Consider the following 19,005-nt stretch of genomic DNA (forward strand, 5'->3'; position numbering starts at 1 on the left):
GCCGCATCCCTGCCTCCCCGCTTGGGCATTCTTACTTCTATTGGACCTCCCCATGATCCTTGATCGTCGTTTCGATATGAATGTTGACCTCCGCTTTCGCGAATGCGCCACCCCAGTCATTTTCAACCTTTTTCCAAGCCTTGTATTGATATGCCCGTGCATATAGCCCTAATCCAATGGGATCCAATTTGTTTTTTTGGATTTTCTTCACCAGTGTAGTCATTTCCAGCTCTAGCTGTTTATTAATCATCGTTTCAAGCTCTTTCGTGTGCTTCTCTGCATTAAGCCGAAACATCTGCTCCGTCAAATGAACTGGCAGCTTTAATCGGATATCGAAACGAAAGTGATCACTTATATAGTCTACCTTTACTTTCTGAATGACTTTCGTAATGTAAAAGCTAACCGCTCTGGTTTCGAAAATCGATTTCTTATGCTTTAGATCATCCAAAATAACGGTCAGCGTCAAATCCGCCAGCTTCTCATCCTGAAGTATCTGCAGCAGTTCATTCTCCATCAGATTAAGCGAGTCGCGATATAGGCCTTTGTCGTCAAGCAACGCCGTTCCGGTAACGACTACCTCTTTTGGCGTTTTGTGCAGCTCCGTTACATATGGCGTGACCCCTTTCTCAAAGACAAGCCGAACAAATTCGAAAAGGGTCGTCTTTTCAACCAGATTGCGCATGTGCGCAGTATCGACAAGCTTAGCGATATGCAGAGGAAGCCTTCGTTTGTCATCCGGCGTGAAAAACATGACCTCCTCCACCGGTCCGTCCACTGCAATCATTCTTACATTGATTCTCGATTTCGAATCACGCATTAAAACATCGAGCAGATTCATCCATCCTTCGTGCTGCAGCACCTTTCTGCCGATCAAAATATTCTGCAGTTTCCCATTGCTGATAAGAGCGGATACGCGAGCTTCAAACTCTCCTCTAGCTTGTCGGCTCGTGATCGCTTGCACTTTCGTCGTCTCGTTCTTCTTCTTTGCTTCCTTGCTGAAGACAGGAGATGAGGAGAAGATGACCAGATTATTATCCTCGTCCAAATCGATGCCCATCATGAGCACGAGTGTAATATTCTCAAGATCAAGACGATCTTTGCAGCTCGTTAAGACGAGAGTCAGCATGAGAAACAGCAAGGCAACGCGATAGAACCGACTCATTTGTTCCACCTAGGGAAACTTGTCATGACGGACAAGATCCCCCACAAACAGAGCGGGAAAATAAAAGCCATGACGATCCCGAAATAAGTGAAATATTGGATCATCGTCGTACTGGCATTCCACCCCGGCTCCCAAATATAAGTAATCAATACCATTCCGGCAAGCAGTACCGCGATATGTTTACCTGCGGTTCCGATATGGAACAACCTCTTGGAGCAATACACCGTCATATACAGCGCAGGTATCCAGGTCTTGGAGATAACAAGCAAATAACAGGTCAACATCACGATATCGAATCGTTCCAGGAATCGATATTCGATCACTTTAACAACGGTCAGCATCGTGTCATTAAAATATTGAATTTCATCCGGACTATACACAACGAAGCAGAGTATCGTCACGTACAAATAAACGAGTAAAGTCAGCGTATTTGCGATGATGATGCCAAACGTAGCTTTCTTTTTGTTTTCCAAATGGGGGTAGATAAAGAATGCCGCCTCGAATCCCAGAAATGAGATGACCGTCGTATTCACGGTCTGCAGTACGGGCATCCAACCATCTTTGAGAATAGGAAGCATATTCAGCCAATGAGCCTCATGGAACAGCGTTAATAGGACAATTGGCATCCATAGAGAGCACATAATCACAACCTCCGCGTATCGCGCAAGAATGCGAATGCCGCCTTTCACAATCATGTAAGCAGGAACGACAAAGAGCAGCATCAGCACATAATCCTGCGATTGCTGCATGATCCAGCTGCGGATTAACAGGACCATACGATCCAGAATCAAATAGGCAAACAAGCACATGTAGATGCCAAATACGAGTGACATCAGATGTCCGACAAATTTGCCGAAAAAATGTGAGATCAAATCGATGATCGTGCCATTCGGATGTTTCTTCATAATTTGAATGATGATGATACTCGCAATCACAGACATCGCATACCCGAGAATGAGGGCGATCCAGCCATCCGTCCCCGCCGTCTTAGCCAGATCGCGAGGCATGGAGATGACGCCAACCCCAAGCTGCGTACTATGGATGATGACGATAAATTGAAGCAGCGTTATCGAGTTCGCTTTGTTAGCCTTCATGCTAAATCCAGTCATTCCTCATCACCTTCAAGGCGGTTTAACCCCATTCTGTTCTTCTGCAGCGATCGCACGCTCCTTGGTCTCTTCAGCATGTTCCACAAGGGAAGGCGGATAAATACGTCCTTCCAATCCCCCATGCGTAAAGGCGCAATTGGTGTGCTGTATGGTTCTCCAAGCGATTTCAAGTTGATTACATGAGCGACGAGCACCATAAATGCTGCAATGATGCCAATCATGCCGAACATCGACGCGATGATCATAACCGGAAATCGGATAAGCCTGATCGATGCAGCCATATCGTAATTCGGCAAAATAAACGAAGCAACGGCGGTTGACGCAACGACGACGACCATCAAATTACTTACGATCCCGGCTTGCACGGCACCTTGACCAATTACGATACCGCCAACGATCCCGACTGTTTGGCCGACAGGAGCCGGTAAACGGACTCCGGCTTCGCGAAGCATTTCAAGCATAAGCTCCATAATAAAGGCTTCGATGAACGGCGGAAACGGGACCGCTGCCCGAAATTGTCCGATGGAAAGGATCAGATCGAGCGGGATCACCTCGTGATTAAATGAAATGCAGGCAATATAGATACCAGGCAAGAAGGCGGCGATTATACAAGCAAAGAACCGCAGCATACGTAAGAAACTGGCAATTGGCCAGCGCGTGCTGTAATCATCAATGCCCTGAAAGAACGCGGCAATGCTGGCAGGGGCAATTAATACACTTGACGAGCGGTCGACGACAACGCAAATGCGACCCTGTAAGATTTGCGAGGCTGCGGTATCCGGTCGTTCCGTGGTAATAAACTGCGGCAGCAGCGAGAACGGATTATCTTCGATCAGTTCTGCCAGTTCACCGGTATTTAGAATGCAATCAACATGTAATGAGGTTAATCTTTTCTCCATTTCCTGTACTAAATCAGGATGGGTGACATCCTCCAGATATAGAACCGACACTTTGCAGGGTACTCTGGAACCGATATGCAGCTCTTTAATCTTCAGCTCTCTGCTGCTTATATAACGGCGAATCAGCGCGATATTTAAGCCTGCAGTCTCAATAAACCCTTGGTGAGCACCTTTAAGGGAAGCTTCTACTTGTGAATCGGTAATTGCGCGCTGCGGCCATCCCTGCGTATCAAAGGCATACGCTTGCAGCTGACCGTCCATGATAAAGACGCTTTGACCTTGAAGAACCGCATTCTCAACATGCTGCAAGCTGCTCAGTGTGCGAATGTCGCCTAGCGTAACGGGAAGAACGCTTTTACCGCTAATGCCTCTGTTAATATCGACGGACTCAAACATCAGCTGATTCAGCACGTTATTGTTGATGGAATTCTTGTCTGCCAATCCTGACAAATACACAAGAACGGCCTGACTTTCAGTCTGCTTATAATAGAAAGACCGAATGACAAGGTCAGGAGCTTTGCTAAAAATCGCGATGATCGAATCGACATTTGCCTTTAAGCTGCTTTGTAGTTCACCGCGTGCTGGAGTATGGTCTTCTTTCATGGCTTGGAAGGACTGAATATGGCGGCGATTGAGAAATTTGAATAATCGAAGGAAGAACTCCATGGCGCACCTCAGCATTCGCTTCTGACTTGATCGTATTTCATATTTTGCCATTAGCTGTTAGCAAATATACCGCAGGATGAATGCAGAAGAAGACAGGCTGTCCATATGGACGGCCTGTCTTCTTCTGTACTGCGATGAAGTCTAATCGACGACGATAGCTTGCAATTTCTGCTTTAGCAAATCAAACGCTTCTTTGAGTTGTGCCTTAGGAATCTGGTCATAACGGTCGCCAAGGCTAACCTCGTATGCGCTTAATGAATCATTAACGACATTAATATATCTTGTGAGTCCAATTCCTGTCTCCTTGTAGAGCTCTAAGAAAATCGGCTCTAATTTGTCTTTCGCAATGGCAGCGTGAACGTGGAACATATTCGACACCGGGAATTCCGGGTTCGTCTTCAGCCCTTCGCATTCGTTATAGAGCTGTGCCAGCTCAACCGCGGACTCGTGATAATGCCCCATCTTCGCTACTCGCTGCTCGAAATAATAGTCGCTGCTAACGATATACGGATACAGGCTTATCAGATCGCCGCCATGGCGTCTTTTCCAAATCTTGGATTGCTCGGTAAAAGCCTCTCCTCCGGCTAAGATCGCCCCTGCAATACCTCCGATTCCTTTGTAAAACGATATGTACACACTATCGAACAATGCGCATACCTCAGCAGCCGACTTGCCGTAATACGGCAAGATTTCGAACAGTCTGGCCCCGTCCAGATGCAGCTTGATCCCGCGCTCGCGACAATGTGACGCGATGGATTCCAACTCTTCAAAGGTAGGCAGCTGACCGCCGATCTCGCGCTGCGGCAGCTCCAGCAGCAAACAAGAGATATTTTCTTTCATGTTCACTACATCATCCAGTGTAATCAGGCGATCTTTGTCCGCAAGCAGAATCGGCTCCAAATGATGCAGTTCCTTCAAGCCGTCCTTCTCGTGAATTTCAAGATGGCAAAGCGGATGATAGGCGACCTTCTTGTTTCCGAGCTCATCGCTCCAGATGCGCAGCGCGATTTGTTGAGCCATCGTTCCGCTCGGGAAGAATACGGCGGATTCTTTGCCCAGAAAGTCGGCCATCTTCCGTTGAAAGTCCTCAATCAGTTTCCCGTTGCCATATACGTCGCTATCCGCGCTGCCGTCCATACCGCGAAATGCTTCCAGTAAAATCTGCACCGTATACTTGCTGTGACCGGTAACCGGGTAGGTAGTTTGGTTAAAAGCCTCTAGTAATGCCGTCATGCGGATCATCCATCTCCTTCAATTGCTGTTGTCATATTGTACTCGTTCGGGCGGTATCACTTCAAGCTTTCCGAACATTGCTCGCCCCAAAAATGAGCGTTGCCCCAGTACGCATATCGTCCATGCCTCATATGATAACGTATGCAACAACTCTTCTTTCTTTAGGGGAGGTGATTCTAATGACATTTGCACTCACAGACTGGATGCTCTACTCGATGTGGGCAGTACTTGGATTTATGGGCCTGAACTTCTTAATGGATATGTTCAAAATGATGAAGTCAGGCACATTTTCCACCGATTTTGTACTTGGGTATCTCAAAGACATGGTTTACTTTGTATTGCCGTTATTCATGTTTGCGAACATGCAGTCTCTCGATCACTGGGGCTGGATGATGTTGACCGCTTACTACGTCGGTGCATTCGGAGTTGTATTCAAGTATCTCATGGACCTAAAAGGAAAAATGTAATCGCTACAGCAGTAGCTCCATTGCCCGCATTTCTTGCAGGCTGCCGGCACCGTCCGGCAGCCTGTTTCGTTTGTAAAACAGGCTTGTCACTTTCAGTTAAATATGTTAAATAAGTAAAGGACGATATTGCTTAGGAGAGATTCAGATGGCACAGCTCTATTACAAATATGGCACGATGAACAGTGGGAAATCATTCGAAATTATTAAAGTTGCCCACAACTACGAGGAACAAGGCAAGCAGGTTCTCATCTATTCCCCTTCTTTCAGTGCAAGAGACGGCGCAGAGCTGGTCGGCTCGCGAGTAGGCTTCGAGCGGGCTGCCATTCCGGTCGACGAGCACACGAACCTATATGAAAGCGTCAAGTCGCATTTATCTACCTCATCCGGTCCTAACAAAATTTATTGCGTCCTTATCGATGAAGCTCAATTTCTGAAGAAACATCATATCCTAGAGCTCACGCAAGTCGTTGACGAGTTGAACATCCCGGTTATGGCGTTCGGACTGAAGAACGACTTCCAGAATCAGTTGTTTGAAGGCAGTTACAACCTGCTGGTGCAAGCCGATAAGATCGAAGAGATCAAGACGATCTGCTGGTTCTGCGACCGCAAAGCTACGATGGTTATCCGCTTTCGCGATGGTCAGCCGGTTAACGCGGGTGAACAAATCCAGATCGGCGGTAATGAAGATTATAAGCCGGTTTGCAGACGCTGCTACAATCAAGCTTTCCGCGAGGTTGAGCCGGAGTCCGAAACCGAATAAGAAGACGCGGAGAGGCGATTTTAGCCTCTCTTTTGTTATTTTAAGCCCCTTTTTGACAAGCCAATAAGAGGAAAGTAAAGTGGTAAAAGTAGGTTAAAAAAGTATTCAAGGAGGCTGCCATGAGCGCTGCACGTAAAGAATCACCTGTTATCCCGTTTACCACCATGCGACAACTTGTTGGCCCGCTGCTCGCCATTATTGTCGGCATCTTCATGGTTATCCTTGACAGTACCGCTGTCAATGTAGCCATCCCTGTTCTTGTGAAAGATTTCGACAGCACGCTGAGCACCGTGCAGTGGACCGTTACCGGTTATGCGCTGGCTCAAGCAGCCGTCATCCCGCTGGCCGGCTGGATGACAGATCGGTTCGGCTCGAAGCAAATTTTCATCATTTCCCTCATTCTGTTTACAGTCGGATCGGTGTTGTGCGCACTGGCAACGACAGCAGAGCAGCTGATTATGTTCCGCGTTCTGCAAGGACTCGGCGGCGGTATGGTGCTTCCGATCGCATTCGCGATGACGTACCAGCTCAGTCCTCCCGAGAAAGCAGGCTCCATCATGGGCCTCATGGGAATGCCGATTCTGCTGGCGCCTGCACTCGGCCCGATCGTTTCTGGGTATTTAGTCGATTATGTCGCTTGGGAATGGATCTTCTTCATCAACGTTCCGATCGGCATACTTGGCGTCATCCTATGTGTAACCTTGCTGCCGAAGCTGCCGAAGAAAGCTTTCACTTCCCTTGATATGTTGGGCATTCTGCTCGGACCGCTTGCATTTGCCGGCTTGTCATATGGACTTAGCGAAGGTTCTGCAAGCTGGACGTCTGACAAGACCATCATCGGTCTCGTCGTTGGTTCGGTATCGCTCATTCTCTTTATCATCGTTGAATTGAAACGTAAGAAAGAACCGCTCCTGGAGCTTCGTGTATTCCGCTCCCCATTGTTCACACGAGGCATTATCGTCCAGTGGGTCCTGCAATTTGTAATGTTCGGGATTATCTTTACCGTCCCTTACTTCATGCAGGAGCTTATGGGCATGAGCGCGTTCCATGCCGGCATGTGGACACTGCCGCAAGCGATTGCCGCAGGACTGTTTATGCCGATCGGAGGCCGCTTATATGACAAAATCGGCGCCCGTCCGCTGGTTGTCACCGGCTTGTCGATTGTTGCGGTTGGCGCATTCCTCATCTCGCGCATCGATCCGTCCGACAGTGCAGTGATGTTCCTTCTTCCCCGCGCCATGCTCGGAATGGGAATGGGCTTGTCTTTCCTAGCTCTGAATACGCATCTCATTCAATCTGCGCCAAGCAATTTGGTCAGCAGGGTTACGTCGCTTACGAGCGCCGCACAACAAGTCGTTACATCGTTTGCGGTCGCAGGATTAACGACATTAATCGTCAGCCGTACAACGCATCATGTTGCTGAAGGGGAGAAACCGATGCCCGATGCGATGGCACACGGCTTCCACGATACGTACTTAGCGCTTGCCGGGCTGGCTATCTTCGGTCTGCTGCTCGCCGTCACCTTGAAACGACCTCAAGCAAACGGGGTTCAAGCTCCGGCGCATGCCGTAGATATGGGCTAATCATCGCCGTCCAACCGTTAATTCCCCCTAGGTGAATGATTTCAGCTCTCTCCGCTCATCTTATGGATGACGGAGGTGAGCATTACCATGACAGGTCGAAACAGCAAACCGAAGAAGAAAGGTCCGGCCTCCCATCCGGGACGTCTGGATCAATACGGAGAGAAGCTCTCGGAAGAGAGCGACAACAAGTCTCAAGGTAACAGCTGCTGAGTCATTGAAGAAGAGAAGGCTGTCTCGATCGTGCGATTTCGCACTTCTGAGACAGCCTTTTATCATGCCCGGATTAACGGTCCACTTGGATTAAGCAAAGGTCATGACGGATTCGCCGTTAATGGCTGTACCGATCGATTCACCTTCGCATATCGCAGCCATGGAGCCCGGCTCATCGAAATTGAACACATGAATCGGGAGCTTGTAGTCTCGCGCGAGCAGAAACGCAGACTGATCCATGACCCGCAAGTCATTCTTGACCACATCGTTATAGTGAAGCGATTGGAATTTCCTCGCGTCCCTATACTTCTTCGGATCTGCTTCATATACACCGTCCACCCCTTGCTTCGCAACAAATAAGGCATCGCAATTCACCTCAATAGCACGTTGCACAGAAGGATAGTCAGTTGTCACATAGGGCTGGCCATTGCCGCCGGCGAAGATGACGATATACCCTTTCTCCAAATGATGAATCGCTCGCAGCCGGATATAGGGCTCTGCGACGGAGGTGAGCGGAATGGCTGTCATCACGCGCACTTCGTTGCTGCATTTTGCCTTCAACACGCCTCTTAGCATTAAACTGTTCACTACCGTTGCAAGTGTACCGATATTATCGGCTTCCGCGCGCTCAATGCCCCAGCTCTCCGCCATATTGCCTCTGAAGATGTTGCCTCCGCCAATAACCAAGGATACCTCGACACCTTTGCTCACGACCGACAATATCTCACCTGCGATATGCTCCAGCCTGCCCGGATCAAACCCAAACTCGCTGCTTCCCGCAACGGCTCCGCCGCTTAACTTGATCAGTACCCTCTTGTATGTGCTCATTACAATCCTCCTTGGACAAAAATAAAACACTAAAGCAAATGCCTTAGTGTTTGCGGATCACATATGAAATTGGAAAGGATATCGACGCATCACGCTCTACTGGAACTTGTTGTTGTCTGATCAGCATGAAGCGTCGCCTCCCTTCCTTTACTAAACTTGATTATATAGGAAACCAACCTTAATAAACAATAAACATTTATGCTCATGTCTGACCTAAATAACCGACTTTGGAACTGTATCGTTCTGTTCATTTTTCAATAAATTGACACCTATGGATATGGTTCTCGTATGAACTGAAATAGTGTACTATTGTAAAGGGCTTCGCGGGTTGACAGTGCCTTGCGACGCCTGACCGGAGAAGGAGGATCCTTGCATGCCACTGTTTCTGCACACGCTGTCGTTAAAGCTGCTAAGGCTTAAGAACTCAGCTATTGCCATTCTTTTCATTGCCTTCCTGCTCATCCTCTCAACGTTAGCCTACTGGCTGGAGCCTGAAACATTCGAAACCTGGTTCAATGCCCTCTACTGGGTAATGACCACGATGGCAACAGTCGGGTACGGCGATTATTTTGCGCATACGTTCGCAGGCAAGTTGCTTACTCTATTTATTTATGTGTTTGGAATCGGCTTACTAAGCTTGATAATCGGCAAAATTATCGATTCGGTGTCACAATATCATCGACAAAGGAGAGCTGGGAAGTTGACCTATTCCGGTAAACAGCACGTCATTTTCATTAATTGGAGCAAGAAGGCCAGATACGCGGTTGATGAGCTGCTATCCATCTCTCCTACCACTCATATCGTGATTATTGATGCCATCGATCAACATCCCTACGAGCATCACAATGTTCACTTTGTCAGCGGCGATCCAAGCTCCGGCGACATTCTGGAGAGAGCCGGCATTGCCAGCGCGCAAGCAGCCATCATCTTCGCTGACTATCGCATCGATGAATCTTCGCTGGTCGACGGAAAATCACTGCTGATTGCATCTAGTATTGAAAGTATCGCTCCTCAGGTCCATACGACCGTTGAGATCATGCTTGAGAAGCATATCCACAATTTCAAACATGTCAAAGTGAATGAATTTGTACTCTCTCACGATGCCGTTGCCAGACTGGCGGTTCGATCCGCACTGAATGATGGCAGCGTGGAAATCTTCACCCAGTTGCTGAGTCGCCAGCATGGTGCCGATGTGTTCCCTATACCCGTCTCACCGGAGTGGAAGACGTATGAGGATGCCTTCCTCTCTCTCTTAAAACAAGGCGCGACATTGATCTCAGACCGCGGAGATATGTCCATCAACACGAAGCTGAACGCTCCGATTCCTGCGAACGCCAAGCTCTTCGTCGTCTGTGATGTCGATGTCTACCAGACTATTACCAAGGGAGTGCGCGCTTAATGCATACGATTTGTTATCAAGAATGGGATGAATCCACACAGCGGGTAGTACGAACGCTCAAACAATATTCGCTCGATACGGATGAGCTATTCGTCCGTAAGCTTGTTAATGCAACGGTCATCCAGAATAGGCTGCTCCACCACAGCTCCCATGAATCCGAAGATACCGGCGTCCATCATATCTATGCGTCTTCGTTCCAACCCAGCGATCTGGACGGCTATGGAGCGGAAGTTAAGCCGGCGCTGCTTGAGCGTTGTGACCGATCTGTGTTTCTGGAAACCGAGTTTCTCTATTGGAACGGACGAAATTTCGACTTAGGCGAGCAGCTGGTCCGAACGACGGGATCTCAAGATATCGCCAGGCTGCTCCTCGATCATTATTTGGTGAAGCAGAATCGCACCTTCGAGTCCTTATATTCCGTGCTCGATGATGACCGCAATAAAGTCGTATTGTATATGAAGGAGGTTCACGTTTAGATGAAAGACGAAATAACGCCTACCAAACTGTTGAAATTCGCGTTATTACTTGCCGTGCCTGTCGCACTTAGCGGATGCAACACCAGCTCCAGCTATAATTGCGACCCGAATTACGAGGATTGTGATGATGGTTATTACGGCAGTTCGGGCGGCACCTATTACTCTAGCGGCGGTTCAACGACCAAGAACCCGACTTACAACTCGGATGGTTCAAGCAGCAGCTCCGGCGTTGTCAAAGGCTCTGGCAGCAGCTCCGGCTCCTTCAAGGGGTTTGGCAGCAGCGGCAGCCACGGCAGCGGAGGTTAAGGCATGATGAACCGGATTGTGCAGCTTGACGGGGACCATGATGAGATATTCAGCGGCGAGATTGCCCAGCGTATCCCCTATCATCGGATGAATGGCAAACAGTACTGTCTTCCGGCCATAACGCTGTTTCAACCCGAAGAAGCAGGCGCAATTCAAGCCGCTTCCGAATCAGTAGACCGCATTTACCGGAAAGTACTGCGTTTCGCCCAACAATATTTGCCCGATGAGTTTCTCGTTCAGCAATTAGGACTTCATCCCGCTCTTTTATCTGCAGCACGCATGCAAGTTCCGTATCATGGCGTTTCCAGGCAAGATTGGATCATTAATGAACACGGCATGAAATGTATCGAGAATAACACGGATACGCCAACGGGCATTCCCGAAACAGCTTACTTGGCCGAGCAGCTCATTCATACTTATACCACGTTTACAGCAGCTTCAATCGGCATGCGCAAGGAAATTCAGACTGCCTTCGACCGGTTGATTCGTCATTATGCCGAACAAGGTCTCTCTGGTCCGATCGTATTTTCCAGTTATGGCTGGCATCTCGAGGATCGTACGAATACCGAGTATTTGATGCAGGCCGTCAATGAGCTGGGATACGAAACGCTATATGTTCCTCTCGAAGAGCTTGAAATCATCCCCGGCGACGGACTCTATGCCGGCGGCCGACGTATTGCGGTGTTATACCGTCTGTATCCACTTGAATATCTAATTCATGATACAGACGAAGAACAAGGCAACATGCCGATAGGCGAAGCGCTGATTCAACTAGTTGAAGAAGGCAAGCTCGGGCTGATCAATCCGGCTCAGAGCATCATTACACAGAGCAAAGGGTTTATGGCGCTTATTTGGTCGCTCTACGCGCGTAGAGATCAAACCGAGGAGTTTGTCGGGTTCACCCTCTTCGATGGAACCGACATCGAGGATATAGACCGTTACCTGCTTCCGACCTATTATGAAGCAGCTCCGTTCGTGCAAGCCGGTACACCTTATGTAGCCAAAGGATATTGGGGACGAGAAGGCAAAGGTACCTCACTCTATGATGGCGAAGGGCAGTTCAAACAAGCGGAATGGGGTCATGAGGAAGCGGATGTCCTCGAAGTTCAAGATTATTACGACAACCAGCCTAAGATCTATCAGCACATGTTCCCTATGCAAGAAGCTCATGTAGAGACGGAAGAAGGTTCATTCGATGGTTATCTGCTTACCGGAGCCTATGTCATCGGCGGACGCTACGCCGGCTTACTCCCGCGTATAGGCGGTAAAATTACCGGCGATATGGCTTATTATTGTCCGGCAGCAATTACATACACAACCCAAGGAGGATCAAGGCGTGAATAACTTTGGAAATGATCTGTTGAACGTAGGAATTGGGATTCTTATTTTGCTCGCGGCACTGCTGGTTGGATCATTCGTATTTAGCAAGCTGACCCGGTTCAATGATTGGGAGGAAATTAGAAAAGGCAATGAGGCTGCAGGCATTTACATGGGCAGCAAGCTGCTTGGACTTGGCATCATCGTTGCAATGGTATCGTACAGCTCCCATGATTGGGAGGCAATGCTCATCTGGTCGGGAATTGGCATCCTCCTTCTCTGTCTCGTCTATGTCCTATTTGATTTCCTTACGCCTAAACTTAACGTTTGCGAAGAGATTGCCAAAGGCAACAAATCGGTTGCTCAGCTGCTCCGCGCTATCATTCTGGGATCGTCGATCGTAATCGGCACATTCCTGATGTAATGACAAAAGCGGCACAAGTGCTCATCACTTGTGCCGCTTTCTATTAGGATAGATAATCGATAATTCCCGATGCAATCGCACTCGATACCGTTTCCTGGAAGGCGGCTGACAGCATCCGTTCTTCCTCGGCTTGATTCGAAATATATCCAAGCTCAAGCAGCAGCGCCGGTCTCGTATTCTCGCGAATGACTTGATAATTGCCCACCTTCACGCCGCGATCCTTGGCATCAATAGATTTCACCAGCTCGCTATGCATAAGCTCGGCAAGTCCGCTATCCGCTTCGTTGTAATAGTACGTTGTCATCCCCGCTACATCATTGGATTCGAAAGCGTCGTAATGAATACTGATAAACACATCTGCGTTCGAATTATTTGCAACTTCCACGCGTTCGTCCAGAGATACGGTTTCGTCGTCCGGGCGGGTCAGGATTACTTTAGCTCCCGTTCTCTTCACCAGCTCGTCCCGAATGTGAAGAACCGTCTGCAAAGTGACATCCTTCTCAAACGTTCCTTGTTGTCCGATCGAACCGGCGTCTTTCCCGCCATGTCCGGCATCCAATACAATCGTTTTGCCGGCAAGCAGCAGGTTCTGGCTTGCGACGATCGGCTCACCTGCCGCTGCGTGATTATCGCTTGATCCATTGGCACGATTATGGGCTTGGACTATGAATAAAGCCGCGGCAAAGACGATTAAGGCAAGCAAGGCAGTGCCGGGGGATTTCTTCTTTCGCCTTCTCATTTCAGAAACGTCCTCCTTACGTTTGCATCTTGATGCTCCACTACCATACCAGATCGACATAAAATTGAAATGAAGCTAATCTTAATAACGGATTAAATCGATAAAAAGTTTAATTTTTCAATTCGTCATGCATAACATCGATACCTGCTTGGGTACATTAATGTCTGTTGCAATTTACTTAGAATGAGGAGGATCACACACATGGCAAACGGACAAAATGAAGTTTCTAAAGCAGACGTGCAATCCGTGGCATTAAACAAGCTTCCGGTTGCAGGTGCAGCAGACACCGAGTTCTCCGCAGAAGAAGCGGCTGAAGTATTCCAGCATAACCCTGCTTCGAACCAAACGGCAGCTAATGTTGCTGCTAATGAAGCTGAAGATCAAGAGTAGTCCCTAATCGGATACCAAACAAAACATGAAGCCCGTTCCTTATGGAATCGGGCTTCACTTATTTTGCTCAAGCCAGTCGAAGTAATTACGAACTAACCGGCGGAATATTCAAGCTTTTTGCGCGTCGTATTGCCTTTGTTTCGAGATCCCTTAACCAGTTCAGGCAGTGCAACGCCTAGCAGCACCAGAACGACTCCGGCCCACTGTAGCGCACTTACCTGCTCATGCAGCACAACCGCTGATAGCATTACCGCTACAGGCAGCTCCGATGCGCCAAGAATACCGGCCATCCCTCCGCCGATATGCGGTACCCCCGCTGCGAACAGCACGGGAGGAATAAAAGCACCGAACAGACCAAGCAGGAAACCGAACAGCAGCAAGCTGCTCCAGATCACGCCGTTAAACAGATACACCGGCGGGAATAGAATAAACACGAAGATCATTCCGCCTGTGATCATCCACAAGCTACGTTGAGCGGGATGAACAGCCGGGACGGCTTTTCCGCTGAAAATAATAAAGAGCGAATAACTGACTGCAGCGAGCAATCCAAGCGCGATACCGGTCCAGTTGAACTCGGAAATACCTTGCTCCAAAATTCCGGCAGCGAGCAAAGTTCCGCCGAATAAGATGCTAAGCGTTAACAGCATGATTCCGTTGGGACGTTTACGCGTGCTGATTGCATGAATGAGTACGCCCATCCAGGTAAATTGGAACAACAGTACAATCGCAAGTGAATTCGGAATGTAACGTAACGATTGATAATACAAGAGCCCCGTCAATGCCGTCGGAATCCCTGCCGACATCAACATGAAACGTTGTTTCCATGTTAAGCTGAGCGATTGCAGCACCGGTTCCGTTGACTTCGATGCTTGCCGTTTACTGCGTAATTTCAACACAAGAACCAGCAGCCAGGATAGAATAAATCCGGTTAGCAGCTGCGTGCCGACAACCTCACCAAGGCTGTAGCCTTGTCCATAAGCTTTCACCACGATCGTCGACAGAATCCCGTAGCTGACCGCGCCTAGAAATACAGATATCATATATTTCATCTCTAAGATGCCCCTTTCGAAACTTGCGTATAATCAGAAACCAAAACACAAAAAACTTCCTTACCACAAATACAGAATCATCGACCGATCATTCCGTATTCGTAGTAAGGAAGTTAAGGCTTCCTGTAGATACCCTCACCCTGTTGTTCGTGAGGTTATACGAATTTATTATGAAGTTAAGTATGTTTTCCGTTGCAACTGCTTGTGATCACTCATGGAAATGTAACATGACTCGTTAGTTTCTGTCAACAGGTGATTGACGGAAATTAAGCTAATTTCAGAAAGTCACTTCGCATGATACTTCGGACATGCCCTGCCCATCGGCCGTTTGCAGGACAATATTTCTTCGCAACCTTCTCAATCGTCGTATAGCCGCGCTCGACGTAATTGGCGGAGAGGAGTTGTCCGAATTTCCTCACGCTCTCCCCCTTGGTGGCGAAGGAAAAGGCTTTTTTATAGGCGTTCTTGCCTGTGACGGCGTTCAAACCGAACAAATTATTTTTATTTTGCGCCAATCGGCTCGACCCGTTACCGCTTTCAAGCTTCATGACGGCGATCGTGAAGAACGCATTAATGCCATATTTATCTTCAATGGCCAGAACGGCTGCCTCCAGTCCATGGCCGGCAAGCTTCGTTCCTTTCAGAATAGTCGCGATTTGCTCTTTGTTTAGACCCGAGTCGGACATCACTTTGGATGTCGGTTTAGCCAGCTTCTCCAGAGGCGTTACAAGCTTCTTCTTAATGGGTAAATGATCAATAGCAGCCGTTGGCGCATTCACTTTCTTAACTGTCTGATTAGCCACAGATGCGGTGGACACTTCGACTTTAGCGTCTTTCACTTGGTTTACGGGTACTGCGGTCGTTTGCGATACCGTTTGTGCTATCTGCGGCACTTCCTCTGCATAGCCGCCATGGACATAGCCGCCATCTTTGAGTGACAGCCAGCCCGATTCGGTTACGCTAACAACTTGAAGCAGCTCGCCTTGCTTCACTTCGGTAAGGATGGTTGAGCTTGCGTCCGGCATGGAACGTACATTGAGGTAGAATGCCGTTACTTTATATGTATGGATAGGTTTTGCCATCGGAACGACGGTGACAGGCGTTGCTGGTACGGGGATTTGTCGTATTGGTTCAACCATTTCGATGGTCGATGCTTTGGGGATGACGGTTACGGGCTGAAACAATGATTTCGGCAGATGTATGACTTGTGATGCAGGCGTTAGAGACTTGGTTGATGAAGCCGTCTTGTTAGTAAGCCAGTGCGGAGCAGATATTCCGGCTATTTGGGAATTCCAAAGTGCATTCGTAAAGGTAAAGGATAGGATAATTGTCGTTACAAACAAAGCACAAATCATATAAGCCACTACATTCCACTGGATGGTTCTAGTCATTGAAACACCTCTTCCTTGGATTTAAGGGCCTTTCCGATATAGGTTAGATTGTAAATGCTATCTTCTGAAAAGCATGTCAAACCTTCTGTAAGAAAAATATGTACTTTTGTCGATGGACATTCCTTCTTTAGCGAACAAAAAAGAAGCCTGAGTGATTCAGGCTCCTTTATGAGTGTTTTTTAATCTTTTTTCACGCTTCCGGAAACGCCTTGCGCCCCATAAAACCGTCATTCCAGCCGTGATAGTGAGAGATTCGATCCTCGCCTTGCTTCCAACAGATTAGAATTTCCTCACCATTGAGAATCGAGGGAAAATCGATCAATCCCGGGTTAATCATTTTGAGAAAAACGCCTTTCCGATCAAAATTTCCGATGTGCAGGTCAATTTCCATCCGCATAAATTCAAGCTGACTCTCCACCTCAAAGAAAGGATCCTCATTTTCTCGGGATGTAGTCGCCTTCAATACTTGCAATTCATCAAACTTTTCTTCGAATTGCTGCGTCAGCAGCTGCAGCTTCAGCAGATCTTCCTGCAGCTGCGGTAATAGTGCATTCGCTTCGCTTAATGTAAAATGAATTTGGTCCACTTTCATATCCACTCCTTACATTAAGTGTACTAAAATCAAATGAACGAGGTCAAACGGCGCGCCATGAAAAAACGAGAACCCCGCGTCCGACTTCGACACTTCGATTCTCGTTCCCTCTCTTATTTAAAATAAGTCCGCAAATGCTCCGCCGCTTTCACAATTCCCTGCTGTTCCTTCTCCAAGCTTCCCCAGAAACGATGATCCTCCAGCTCAATGCTGATGGCCCCCTTATACCCAAGGCGATCCAAGCGAACGGCCACCTTGCTCCATTCGACCGCACCGTGACCCGGTATCGTATAACGCCACGATCCTTCCGAGAAACCGTATTTCGCGCCGAATGTTGCCGGCAGCACGCCGGATTCATACAGCTCTTCATTAAGAAGCTCCGTATCCTTGCCATGACAATGGTTGACGCGTTCACCGAACTCCGATAATGCGCGTAAGTGGTCGATGCCGAGGCGGACAAGATGAGAAGGATCATAATTGAGGCCAAAATGTTTCGAAGGTATCGCCTCGAACATCGCTCTCCACATCTCAGGCGTGCAGCCAAGCGTAGGATAATGAGGTGCCGGACCCGGCCAGCCTTTGATCGCAATGTAGATGCCGCGCTGCTCGGCATGTCGCACGACTTCCGGGAAGGAATCCTTCCAGATGGCGAAGCCCTCCGAACGAGGAAGTGAAAGATCCTCCGGAACCAAACACATAAACATGACGCTGCCGCCAAGCTCAGCCATCGTGTCCATCTGGCGTTTGGTCGCCTCGACCGCTTCCGAGCGGCGGGCATCATCACGGCTGAGCAACTGCGCGGTATGTCGTGCATCGACGGATCCGATGCCAATGCCAAACTCATTGCAGGCTTGCTTCGCCTCGGATGTCAACTCGGAAACATCTAAGATGTCGAGTCCGATTTCTGCTGCCCATGCAGCGGTATTTCGAATGCCTCCACGGCCAATGATGGGCGGAATACGCATGCCAATGGAATACGTCATCTTTAGCTTACCTCCTCAGATTCCAAATGTCCCAACGGCGAATATCCTGCGGCTTCATAAATCATTTCGGATAATTGCACGACTTTAAGCGCATACTCGCCGGGTACAAGCACATCATGGCGACCCAAGATCGCATCAATAAAGCTCTTATCCTGATTAGTCGATACCGGAGGCAGCTCAGGAACGATGGGCTCTTGTCTCAAGCGGCGAAGCGTGATGCGGCCGTTATCATAGAAGATTCCGCCTTCTTCTCCGCAGAAGACAAAGGTCTCATGCCAGCAAGGCGCGAAACCAACCAGATTCAGACCCGCAACGGCACCTTCGGCAAATCGAATCGAAGTGAACGTATCGATTTCTACAGGCGTGCCGTGCATATGCAGCTGAGGTTTAACCTCAATCGGTGTCAGTCCCGTCGTCCATAGCAGAACATCAATGATATGGCTGCCGGAATCCATCAGGAAACCGCCGCCGGACAGCGCAGGGTCCTGGCGCCAAGAGCCCGGCGTCCCCTGTCTCCACTCTTGATACAGAGAGGCGGTAATCGAAGTCAGCTTGCCGATCTCGCCTCTTGCAATGGCATCCCGGATATAGAGAAATTCAGGCTGAAAATGACGCTGATACGAAACTTGCATGATTTTTCCGGCTTCTTCAGCCAGCTCGATTAGTGTCTTCGCTTCCTCAGAGGAGCAAGTCATCGGTTTCTCGATTAATACATGAAGGCCTTTGCGCAATACGGCGCTTGCCTGCTCAAAGTGCAGCGTATGCGGTGAACAAATGACGACCGCATCCAGCTCCACTTCATTCAGCATCTCGGAGTATTCCGCGAATGCCGGAATATCACCTAATTGATTCTGCGCGGCAAACTGTGCTCTGCCTGCTGCATTCGGATCTGCTAATGCTGTAATTTGCACTTCCGGCAGCTCAGACAGCTGACGCGCGTGCCACCCCGCTATGCCGCCGGTTCCAATCATCCCAACTCGAATCAAGCTCATTATTTTCCCTCCCGCTTATGCTTCAAATAG

21 protein-coding genes and 1 riboswitch are annotated in these 19,005 nt (G+C 48.6%); of the genes, 10 read left to right on the forward strand and 11 right to left on the reverse strand.

The genetic code is table 11. The features are described 5' to 3' along the window. Positions 1-37: 37 nt before the first annotated feature. The 4 genes from BM412_RS09870 to BM412_RS09885 form a co-directional block, all read right to left on the reverse strand. Entirely contained in the window at positions 38-1,162 is a 1,125-nt protein-coding gene (locus BM412_RS09870; protein WP_091216966.1) for a Ger(x)C family spore germination protein, read from the reverse strand. Then, positions 1,159-2,271: a GerAB/ArcD/ProY family transporter gene (locus BM412_RS09875; RefSeq protein WP_091216969.1), complete on the reverse strand. Its 1,113-nt coding sequence runs from the start codon at positions 2,269-2,271 to the stop codon at positions 1,159-1,161. The genes BM412_RS09870 and BM412_RS09875 overlap by 4 nt, the downstream gene beginning before the upstream one ends. After that, positions 2,268-3,836, reverse strand: a complete 1,569-nt coding sequence (locus BM412_RS09880; protein WP_091216971.1) for a spore germination protein — start codon at positions 3,834-3,836, stop codon at positions 2,268-2,270. The genes BM412_RS09875 and BM412_RS09880 overlap by 4 nt, the downstream gene beginning before the upstream one ends. 141 nt (positions 3,837-3,977) lie before the next feature. Further along, entirely contained in the window at positions 3,978-5,078 is a 1,101-nt protein-coding gene (locus BM412_RS09885) for a threonine aldolase family protein (RefSeq protein ID WP_091216973.1), read from the reverse strand. A gap of 170 nt (positions 5,079-5,248) precedes the next feature. Between BM412_RS09885 and BM412_RS09890 the strand changes: the two genes are divergently transcribed. The 4 genes from BM412_RS09890 (at position 5,249) to BM412_RS32495 (ending at position 8,089) form a co-directional block, all read left to right on the forward strand. Next, positions 5,249-5,536 carry a hypothetical protein gene (locus BM412_RS09890; protein ID WP_090975602.1) on the forward strand — a complete coding sequence of 96 codons (288 nt, stop codon included), beginning with the start codon at positions 5,249-5,251 and terminating at the stop codon, positions 5,534-5,536. A gap of 145 nt (positions 5,537-5,681) precedes the next feature. Then, positions 5,682-6,296 (forward strand): thymidine kinase, encoded by a 615-nt coding sequence (locus BM412_RS09895; RefSeq protein WP_091216976.1) that lies wholly within the window; start codon positions 5,682-5,684, stop codon positions 6,294-6,296. Between the two features lie 119 nt (positions 6,297-6,415). Continuing rightward, the gene (locus tag BM412_RS09900) at positions 6,416-7,879 is read left to right on the forward strand and encodes a DHA2 family efflux MFS transporter permease subunit (RefSeq protein ID WP_091216977.1); all 1,464 of its coding nucleotides are present in this window, start codon (positions 6,416-6,418) and stop codon (positions 7,877-7,879) included. Positions 7,880-7,966: 87 nt separating this feature from the next. Next, positions 7,967-8,089 carry a hypothetical protein gene (locus tag BM412_RS32495; RefSeq protein ID WP_256208255.1) on the forward strand — a complete coding sequence of 41 codons (123 nt, stop codon included), beginning with the start codon at positions 7,967-7,969 and terminating at the stop codon, positions 8,087-8,089. 90 nt (positions 8,090-8,179) lie between these two features. Here BM412_RS32495 and pyrH read toward each other — a convergent pair whose 3' ends face one another. Further along, the gene (pyrH, locus tag BM412_RS09905; protein ID WP_091216979.1) at positions 8,180-8,917 is read right to left on the reverse strand and encodes a UMP kinase; all 738 of its coding nucleotides are present in this window, start codon (positions 8,915-8,917) and stop codon (positions 8,180-8,182) included. 373 nt (positions 8,918-9,290) lie between these two features. On the opposite strand from pyrH, the gene BM412_RS09910 reads away from it, so the two are divergent. Genes BM412_RS09910 through BM412_RS09930 form a run of 5 tightly spaced genes read left to right on the forward strand, consistent with a single transcriptional unit; the run spans position 9,291 to position 12,839 of the window. After that, positions 9,291-10,316, forward strand: a complete 1,026-nt coding sequence (locus tag BM412_RS09910; protein ID WP_091216982.1) for a potassium channel family protein — start codon at positions 9,291-9,293, stop codon at positions 10,314-10,316. Beyond that, positions 10,316-10,792, forward strand: coding sequence for a hypothetical protein (locus BM412_RS09915; RefSeq protein WP_091216984.1), 477 nt, complete (start codon positions 10,316-10,318; stop codon positions 10,790-10,792). Before BM412_RS09910 ends, BM412_RS09915 begins: the two co-directional genes overlap by 1 nt. Beyond that, positions 10,793-11,098 carry a hypothetical protein gene (locus tag BM412_RS09920; protein ID WP_091216987.1) on the forward strand — a complete coding sequence of 102 codons (306 nt, stop codon included), beginning with the start codon at positions 10,793-10,795 and terminating at the stop codon, positions 11,096-11,098. 3 nt (positions 11,099-11,101) lie between these two features. After that, positions 11,102-12,442: a glutathionylspermidine synthase family protein gene (locus BM412_RS09925; protein WP_371264749.1), complete on the forward strand. Its 1,341-nt coding sequence runs from the start codon at positions 11,102-11,104 to the stop codon at positions 12,440-12,442. Next, positions 12,435-12,839 carry a DUF350 domain-containing protein gene (locus tag BM412_RS09930; protein ID WP_091216989.1) on the forward strand — a complete coding sequence of 135 codons (405 nt, stop codon included), beginning with the start codon at positions 12,435-12,437 and terminating at the stop codon, positions 12,837-12,839. Before BM412_RS09925 ends, BM412_RS09930 begins: the two co-directional genes overlap by 8 nt. Before the next feature lie 43 nt (positions 12,840-12,882). Here the strand turns inward: BM412_RS09930 and BM412_RS09935 are convergent, their stop codons facing one another. Beyond that, positions 12,883-13,578, reverse strand: a complete 696-nt coding sequence (locus BM412_RS09935; RefSeq protein ID WP_091216992.1) for an N-acetylmuramoyl-L-alanine amidase family protein — start codon at positions 13,576-13,578, stop codon at positions 12,883-12,885. Between the two features lie 201 nt (positions 13,579-13,779). Between BM412_RS09935 and BM412_RS09940 the strand changes: the two genes are divergently transcribed. Beyond that, positions 13,780-13,968, forward strand: coding sequence for a hypothetical protein (locus BM412_RS09940; protein WP_091216994.1), 189 nt, complete (start codon positions 13,780-13,782; stop codon positions 13,966-13,968). Between the two features lie 92 nt (positions 13,969-14,060). Here the strand turns inward: BM412_RS09940 and BM412_RS09945 are convergent, their stop codons facing one another. From BM412_RS09945 to BM412_RS09965, 5 genes are all read right to left on the reverse strand, one after another. Next, on the reverse strand, positions 14,061-15,017 hold the full coding sequence (locus BM412_RS09945) for an EamA family transporter (RefSeq protein WP_091216997.1): 957 nt from the start codon (positions 15,015-15,017) through the stop codon (positions 14,061-14,063). A gap of 82 nt (positions 15,018-15,099) precedes the next feature. Beyond that, positions 15,100-15,200, reverse strand: a riboswitch (purine riboswitch). Between the two features lie 83 nt (positions 15,201-15,283). After that, positions 15,284-16,408, reverse strand: coding sequence for a glucosaminidase domain-containing protein (locus BM412_RS09950; RefSeq protein WP_091217000.1), 1,125 nt, complete (start codon positions 16,406-16,408; stop codon positions 15,284-15,286). Between the two features lie 190 nt (positions 16,409-16,598). Further along, entirely contained in the window at positions 16,599-17,000 is a 402-nt protein-coding gene (locus tag BM412_RS09955) for a DUF2203 domain-containing protein (protein WP_256256224.1), read from the reverse strand. 113 nt (positions 17,001-17,113) lie between these two features. Next, the gene (locus tag BM412_RS09960) at positions 17,114-17,983 is read right to left on the reverse strand and encodes a sugar phosphate isomerase/epimerase family protein (RefSeq protein ID WP_091217002.1); all 870 of its coding nucleotides are present in this window, start codon (positions 17,981-17,983) and stop codon (positions 17,114-17,116) included. Positions 17,984-17,985: 2 nt separating this feature from the next. Then, positions 17,986-18,975, reverse strand: a complete 990-nt coding sequence (locus BM412_RS09965; RefSeq protein ID WP_091217005.1) for a Gfo/Idh/MocA family protein — start codon at positions 18,973-18,975, stop codon at positions 17,986-17,988. Between the last annotated feature and the right edge of the window lie 30 nt (positions 18,976-19,005).

The organism is Paenibacillus sp. BC26 (assembly GCF_900116125.1).
Lineage (GTDB): Bacteria > Bacillota > Bacilli > Paenibacillales > Paenibacillaceae > Paenibacillus_Z > Paenibacillus_Z lignilyticus.

Bases quoted from the DNA above. Each gene is read 5' to 3' on its own strand.
- BM412_RS09950 (WP_091217000.1), bottom strand. From the start codon at position 16,408: ATGACTAGAACCATCCAGTGGAATGTAGTGGCTTATATGATTTGTGCT.
- BM412_RS32495 (WP_256208255.1), top strand. From the start codon at position 7,967: ATGACAGGTCGAAACAGCAAACCGAAGAAGAAAGGTCCGGCCTCCCAT.
- BM412_RS09935 (WP_091216992.1), bottom strand. From the start codon at position 13,578: ATGAGAAGGCGAAAGAAGAAATCCCCCGGCACTGCCTTGCTTGCCTTA.
- BM412_RS09955 (WP_256256224.1), bottom strand. From the start codon at position 17,000: ATGAAAGTGGACCAAATTCATTTTACATTAAGCGAAGCGAATGCACTA.
- BM412_RS09885 (WP_091216973.1), bottom strand. From the start codon at position 5,078: ATGATCCGCATGACGGCATTACTAGAGGCTTTTAACCAAACTACCTAC.
- BM412_RS09910 (WP_091216982.1), top strand. From the start codon at position 9,291: ATGCCACTGTTTCTGCACACGCTGTCGTTAAAGCTGCTAAGGCTTAAG.
- BM412_RS09960 (WP_091217002.1), bottom strand. From the start codon at position 17,983: ATGACGTATTCCATTGGCATGCGTATTCCGCCCATCATTGGCCGTGGA.
- BM412_RS09895 (WP_091216976.1), top strand. From the start codon at position 5,682: ATGGCACAGCTCTATTACAAATATGGCACGATGAACAGTGGGAAATCA.
- BM412_RS09920 (WP_091216987.1), top strand. From the start codon at position 10,793: ATGAAAGACGAAATAACGCCTACCAAACTGTTGAAATTCGCGTTATTA.
- BM412_RS09880 (WP_091216971.1), bottom strand. From the start codon at position 3,836: ATGGAGTTCTTCCTTCGATTATTCAAATTTCTCAATCGCCGCCATATT.
- BM412_RS09965 (WP_091217005.1), bottom strand. From the start codon at position 18,975: ATGAGCTTGATTCGAGTTGGGATGATTGGAACCGGCGGCATAGCGGGG.
- BM412_RS09870 (WP_091216966.1), bottom strand. From the start codon at position 1,162: ATGAGTCGGTTCTATCGCGTTGCCTTGCTGTTTCTCATGCTGACTCTC.
- BM412_RS09900 (WP_091216977.1), top strand. From the start codon at position 6,416: ATGAGCGCTGCACGTAAAGAATCACCTGTTATCCCGTTTACCACCATG.
- BM412_RS09890 (WP_090975602.1), top strand. From the start codon at position 5,249: ATGACATTTGCACTCACAGACTGGATGCTCTACTCGATGTGGGCAGTA.
- BM412_RS09945 (WP_091216997.1), bottom strand. From the start codon at position 15,017: ATGAAATATATGATATCTGTATTTCTAGGCGCGGTCAGCTACGGGATT.
- BM412_RS09925 (WP_371264749.1), top strand. From the start codon at position 11,102: ATGATGAACCGGATTGTGCAGCTTGACGGGGACCATGATGAGATATTC.
- BM412_RS09915 (WP_091216984.1), top strand. From the start codon at position 10,316: ATGCATACGATTTGTTATCAAGAATGGGATGAATCCACACAGCGGGTA.
- pyrH (WP_091216979.1), bottom strand. From the start codon at position 8,917: ATGAGCACATACAAGAGGGTACTGATCAAGTTAAGCGGCGGAGCCGTT.
- BM412_RS09940 (WP_091216994.1), top strand. From the start codon at position 13,780: ATGGCAAACGGACAAAATGAAGTTTCTAAAGCAGACGTGCAATCCGTG.
- BM412_RS09875 (WP_091216969.1), bottom strand. From the start codon at position 2,271: ATGACTGGATTTAGCATGAAGGCTAACAAAGCGAACTCGATAACGCTG.